Below are 6,161 nucleotides of genomic sequence, written 5' to 3'. Positions count from 1 at the left end.
AACGCCTTATGAAATATTCTTTAATGTAGTGTTGCACTTAATTTGACAATTCAAGCCATAAAAATAAGAGTCGATGTTTGGGGAAGGTTTTTAAATATTGCCGACCCCGTTTCTCAAATTGGACGTAGATACCGTAACCCGAGAAAAAGAGAAACGTGGTGACAATGAGTTGGCCCTTGACCAGCATCCAGATTCGGGTGAGCTTGGCCAAGTCGTGGGGCATGGGAATGTACGTCATGAAGTGACTAAAAACCACTAACAATAAGAATAAACCATTGATCGTAATAGTCGTCTGGCGGTTCAGGTCTTCCACGTCCGGCCCACTTGATCGATAACGTAGAGACGCTGCGAAACTAATGATAATGATTAACAAAATTAAATCCATTTGACTGAAAACCTCTCCTCATACCCTTAAGAGTCTGGCGGTTGTTTGGCCAGATGCTTTTCAAAAAAAGATGCGTTTTCCGGTAAGTTGCGGTCACGCTATTACTAATGGTTAGGTTATTGAGACTCCTAAACCACTAAGTCCAAAACTTAAACTTATGACGTCATAATGACCAATTTTGTCGGTTTAAGTTTCAAATAGCTCACGCTGTTCTTAATTTGGGATAAGTACTATTATAGTGAGAAAGGAGCGAGATTACAATGGGTTGAGAAAAGGTGATTTGCGACGAGCCTGGGCACCTGTTAGCAATTTTTACGGGGCCATTCGCACCACTTAGGCGTCCAAAATCACCACTTATCCCGATTACCGAGACGGTGCGGTGATCAGGGGTGTATTCTCCTGGCATAGGAGATGAGGCAGATGCTATTAGAAGCGAAACACTTAACCAAGACCTTTGGGGAAAAGGTCGCCGTGAACGCGGTGGATTTACAGATTGAAAAGGGGAGTTTTACAGCATTACTTGGGCCCAATGGTGCGGGGAAGTCGACAACGTTAAACATGTTGATTGGATTGAGCCAACCGACCGCGGGGCAAGTGGTCTATGACCAGCAACCCAAACTGGGAGTTGTCTTTCAAGGAAGTGTCCTCGATAATATGCTCACGGTTCGCGAGAACCTCCAGATTCGGGCGGGACAGTATCGTCATGTGCCGGCTGATCGCGTCACAGTCCTCAGCCAACAACTAGGTCTGACGAACTTCATGTCGCAACGTTATGATACCTTGTCCGGCGGTCAACGGCGCCGTGTCGACATTGCCCGGGCCTTACTCAACAATCCAGATATTCTCTTTCTGGACGAACCCACAACTGGCCTCGATATTCAGACCAGACGGGCCATCTGGACCCTGGTTCAGAAGCTCCAGCGTGAACAAAACCTGACGGTGATTCTGACCATGCACTACCTGGACGAGGCCGACGCTGCGGACAACGTGATTGTCATTGATCACGGCAAGGTGTTAGCTCACGGGACAGCGGCTGAGCTTAAGGATCGTTATGCGGCGGACCTTTTGACAATCACCACCCCGGATGTCTCCCAACTGGTGGCAAATATTGACCGGAAACCAACGCGAGTGACAGCCACTCAGATTGCCTTTAACCTGCCAACCATGCAGGACGCCTTGGATATTCTGACGGCCAATCGGACCCTCATCAGTAACTTTGAGTTTCGGCCGGGTACCATGGATGATGCCTTCTTGGCGCTAACTGGAAAGGAGATGCGTTAGCATGACAGCCATGATTAAACGTAACTTGCTCTTATACTTTCGGGATTGGAGTGGGGTCTTCTTCTCGCTCTTAGGGGCCCTCATCTCATTTATCCTGTACCTGGTCTTCTTAAAACAAAATATGCTGTCCAGTTGGCACCAGGTACCCGATGCCAAAGTTCTCTTGGATACTTGGTTGATTGGCGGCACGTTGGCCATCACGGGGATTACCACGACGCTGAGTAGCTTGGCACTCATGGTGACCGACAAGGCGGACCACATCGCTGAAGACCTCGAGTTGACCGATGCTGGGCCACTACGACTGTTTGCCAGCTATCTTAGTAGTGCGGCCGTGATTGGCTTTCTGATGCAACTTGCCATGTTTGTCATCATGTGGGGTGGCTTCTACGTGACAGATGGCCTGACCCTGTCAGTTACAGCAGTTCTGAACACCTTGGGGCTCATGGTGTTCAGTTCACTTTTGGCGACGGTAGTCAACGCCATCTTTATTCGCGGCATCCATTCGGTAGATAGCCTGGGTAAGTTGGCTACCATCATCGGAACCGCGACGGGGTTTCTGGTGGGAACCTACATCCCCATTGGGCTTCTCCCCAGCTTCGCTCAGAATTTGGTCAAGTTCATTCCGGGAAGTTACGTGGCAGCACTCTATCGGGAATTCTTGATGGGGGCTAAACTGGACGTGGCCTTCGGTGAAAATACAGCGGCGCGGACCAGTTTTGATAAATTGATGGGTATCCGGTTAAACTGGTCAACCTTGTTGACCCAGCAAGAAACTTACCACATAATGGGATTAATGTTGATCGGGGCGGCCGTCCTAGCGTTTGGTCCGGAATGGTTGCGAATCCGGCGTCGGCGGCGTGTCGTCCGTGAACGGTAAGTAAAAATGGGGGGATCCAGGTGCGACATAAATTTGAAGAGAATGCGGCGATCGATCCCACAGATCCACTGGTGGTCGTTCAGGCAGCCACTGAGAGTCCCGCTACCGCGGCCATTTCGGCCTATCTCGATAGTTATCAGGCGCCACATCCGGGAATTATCCCGGTGAAGACGCCCGACCGTCTGGTGATGGTGAAGACGGCGACAATTATTCTCGCCGATGTGCAGCACGAGACGCTCCTGTTGTACACGACAACTGGCACGGTCACGACGCATGAAACGTTGCGGCATCTGGTCCAACGACTAGGGGATGCAACTTTCGTGCAGGTCTCCAAGCATGGGGTCTTGAATTTGGATCACCTTCAATCGTTGGAGGATAGTTTTTCTGGGAACATGACGGCTATTTTGACGAATCAGGTGAAGGCCCCGGTCAGTCGTAAATACATCAAACAATTAATGGGTCAATTAGGTCTGTAGGAGGGGTAGACATGATGAAAATTTTTCACTATACCATGAATGGCATGGGTTATGGGGCCGTGGCCTACCTGTTCCTGCTGGCCATGCAGGTGGCTCCCACGCACGTCTCCCCCAAGAATGCGATCAGCTTACTCCTATTGAGCGCGGCGATTGGTGTTCTCAGTATGATTTTTGATGAGGATTATCAAGGGGTGCCGTGGCCGCTGGAACTAGGCATTCACCTCGTTGGGACCGCCTTTCTGGTTATGGGGTACATGCTGTTCAATGACTGGTCGATTGACTGGTCCTTCTGGGGGATCTTCGTGCCGATTTATATTGTCGTTTGGCTTGTTGTCAGCCTCGATCAGCATTTTCGGGTGGTCAAGATCAATCGCGCCTTGCAGAAACGAAATAAATAACGCGTCACGCCCGGTGTTGATCGTCGCAGAAAAAGAAATTTAAAATAATCCTTGACGATAGCTCCTTTATCCTGTATAGTTATCCATTAGAGTTTAAGAGATGCTAATAACGTAATTCAGAGAGATTGATTAGCAAGCCGGAGTTTCTTAGATTTTAAAAGCCGCTCGCCCATTCGCAGGAATGGGGGGCGGCTTTTTTTGCGTTCGTTTGGTTACTGCGGTGGAGGACCCGAGACACTTTACTGGGTGATACTGCGGGGGGTACCCTGCGGCTAGGAGGTGGGGGCAATGCGCAGAAAGGCTGGACTTCAATGGGCAACTTGGATTTTAGAGAGTTTGTTACTCGCGACGGTGGGGCTATCCGTGGTAATTTTCTTGGGATACGCGACCTTCTATGCCACGGGTCGCAGTGAATTAACCCTGAGACTGGGGCATTTAGCTTTCTATCGAATTAGTAGAGCCACGACTAATGTAACGGGGCAGACGTTGAATCCAGGGATGGGGATGACCTGGCTGGGGACGATTATCATCATTGCGGGAATCATCATCGAGAGTCACCGGGTGCATGACCGCTCAGTATAGTTGGAAATTAGTTGGGTGGCCTAAATGATTAGCTGCCTTTTTTGTTTTGACCCAACTTGGGTTAGTCACCGCACCAATTGCCCCCCCTTACTTGGGGTTCCACGGACGACCCGCTATGATGGGGGTAGCGTCAGATGAGGGGGGTCAATCATGAAAAAATCGACACGGACATTGTCCGCAGTGGGGATGCTCATCACGTTGGGGATCGTGTATGGGGACATTGGGACGTCGCCATTGTATGTCATGAATGCCATTCTAGTTCAATCTGGGAAGCATTCACTTGCGGCGACGGCGCCCATCATGTTAGGCAGTATCTCCTTGATTTTTTGGACGCTGATGTTGATTACGACGATTAAATACATCTTACTGGCCATGCGCGCTGATAACCGGCATGAAGGGGGGATTTTCGCCCTGTATGCCCTGGTTCGACCGCAGGCAAAATGGCTGATTGTGCCCGCCTTAATCGGCGGGGCAGCGTTACTGGCCGACGGGACACTGACACCAGCCGTAACGGTGACGTCGGCCATCGAAGGACTGAAGGGACAGACGCTGGGTCCGCTACACTTTAGTAACGGCCAAGGTTGGGTCTTGCTGGTGGTCACCGGGATTCTGCTAGGACTGTTCCTAGTCCAACGTTTTGGGACCGAGCGGATCGGCTGGTCCTTTGGGCCAATGATGTTTATCTGGTTTAGTTTCATCGGTCTAGTAGGCCTCCACAACCTGTGGGCCTATCCAGCAATTCTAAAGGCTTTGTCGCCGACGTACGCCATCACCTTCTTAATGAGTCCGCTGAACAAGCAGGGGATCTTCATTTTGGGAAGTGTGTTTCTGGCCACGACCGGGGCTGAGGCCCTGTACTCAGACATGGGTCAGGTCGGCAAACAGAATATCTATGGCACCTGGCCATTCGTCTACCTGACGCTGATGCTGAGCTATCTGGGCCAAGGCGCCTGGGTCATTCGTCATGCCGAACAGGTACTGGCAACGCAAGGGGTTAATCCCTTCTATGCCATGGTACCAACAGAGTGGCGGTTATTTGCCATCATCATCGCCACGGTGGCGGCCATCATTGCGTCACAAGCGTTGATCACTGGATCCTATACGCTGGTTCACGAGGCGATTGGGCTCAAACTCCTGCCGCGGTTACGAATTAAGTTTCCTGGCAAAGTTAAGAGTCAGCTGTACGTGGGGGCCGTGAACTGGCTACTGTGTGCGGTGACTTTGAGTGTCGTCTGGTACTTCAGAACGTCCAGTCACATGGAAGCGGCCTATGGGTTGGCAATTACCATGACCATGTTGATGACGACGCTCCTGCTACATGCTTTTCTCGAACAACGTCATCACCCGGTTCTGGCCAAAATCTACGTGGTCAGCTTCGGGCTATTGGAAAGTCTGTTCCTACTGGCCAGTCTCGCCAAGTTTGTTCACGGGGGCTATGTGACGCTCCTGATTACGTTAGTCATTCTGACGGTCATGGTCTTCTGGTACTACGGCAACTTGCGGCGAGATGCCTACTTGGAGGACACGGAAGATGTGTCGCTCTTAGACTTCTTGCCACAGTTGACGGCCCTTAGCAAGGACGATCAGGTGCCGTCTTTTGCTACGAATCTGGTCTTTATCAGTAAGGTCACCCCGGACTATCAGGTCAAACGCGCGATTGTCTACTCCATTTTGGATCAGCAGCCTAAACGAGCCGCGGTCTATTGGTTCGTGACAGTGAACGAGACCGATACACCCTACGAATGTTCCTACTCGGTCAACACGTTGGGCACACACAACGTGATGGATGTCCAACTCTACCTGGGTTTCAAGAAGCCCCAACGCCTGAACGTCTATCTCCGCCAGATCGTTAATGACCTCCTGGAGGAAGGGGTTCTGACAGACCAGACACCCCGGTATTCCAGTATGCCCAATCGGCAGGTCGGCAACTTCAAATTCATCATGTTGAATCAACAGTTCCAGGATCTGGGTGCCCAAGAGAACATCCCAATCGGCGATCTGATCCTGATCGGTGGGCGACTCCTATTGCAACGCATCAGTCTGTCCCCACAACGATGGTATGGCCTGGGCTTCAGTGATGTCGTTGAGGAACGGGTGCCATTGTTCATTGGCCAGGCGCCGGATCGGACATTGAAGAGAAGAGTGTGACCAAGGGCGGTTAG

At 51.0% G+C, this 6,161-nt stretch carries 7 protein-coding genes; 6 read left to right on the top strand and 1 reads right to left on the bottom strand.

What is annotated here, in order from left to right; all coding sequences use genetic code 11:
* Positions 1-37 precede the first annotated feature (37 nt).
* Positions 38-385: a hypothetical protein gene (locus IV54_RS02980; protein ID WP_057877913.1), complete on the bottom strand. Its 348-nt coding sequence runs from the start codon at positions 383-385 to the stop codon at positions 38-40.
* Positions 386-805: 420 nt separating this feature from the next.
* On the opposite strand from IV54_RS02980, the gene IV54_RS02975 reads away from it, so the two are divergent.
* The 6 genes from IV54_RS02975 to IV54_RS02950 all read left to right on the top strand — a co-directional run bounded on the left by IV54_RS02975 (position 806) and on the right by IV54_RS02950 (position 6,147).
* Complete coding sequence (locus tag IV54_RS02975) at positions 806-1,666, top strand: ABC transporter ATP-binding protein (RefSeq protein WP_057877912.1); 861 nt, start codon at positions 806-808, stop codon at positions 1,664-1,666.
* Position 1,667: 1 nt separating this feature from the next.
* Positions 1,668-2,543, top strand: coding sequence for an ABC transporter permease (locus tag IV54_RS02970; protein ID WP_057877911.1), 876 nt, complete (start codon positions 1,668-1,670; stop codon positions 2,541-2,543).
* 20 nt (positions 2,544-2,563) lie between these two features.
* Positions 2,564-3,019: a response regulator transcription factor gene (locus tag IV54_RS02965; protein WP_057877910.1), complete on the top strand. Its 456-nt coding sequence runs from the start codon at positions 2,564-2,566 to the stop codon at positions 3,017-3,019.
* Positions 3,020-3,030: 11 nt separating this feature from the next.
* Entirely contained in the window at positions 3,031-3,417 is a 387-nt protein-coding gene (locus tag IV54_RS02960) for a DUF3021 domain-containing protein (protein ID WP_057877909.1), read from the top strand.
* Positions 3,418-3,705: 288 nt separating this feature from the next.
* Positions 3,706-3,999, top strand: a complete 294-nt coding sequence (locus IV54_RS02955) for an LlsX family protein (protein WP_057877908.1) — start codon at positions 3,706-3,708, stop codon at positions 3,997-3,999.
* A gap of 150 nt (positions 4,000-4,149) precedes the next feature.
* Complete coding sequence (locus IV54_RS02950) at positions 4,150-6,147, top strand: KUP/HAK/KT family potassium transporter (RefSeq protein ID WP_057877907.1); 1,998 nt, start codon at positions 4,150-4,152, stop codon at positions 6,145-6,147.
* Positions 6,148-6,161: the final 14 nt, after the last annotated feature.

This window comes from Levilactobacillus paucivorans (assembly GCF_001437125.1).
Classification (GTDB): domain Bacteria; phylum Bacillota; class Bacilli; order Lactobacillales; family Lactobacillaceae; genus Levilactobacillus; species Levilactobacillus paucivorans.
Note: the sequence above shows the minus strand (reverse complement) of the source record. Positions and strands in the feature narration are given on the sequence as shown.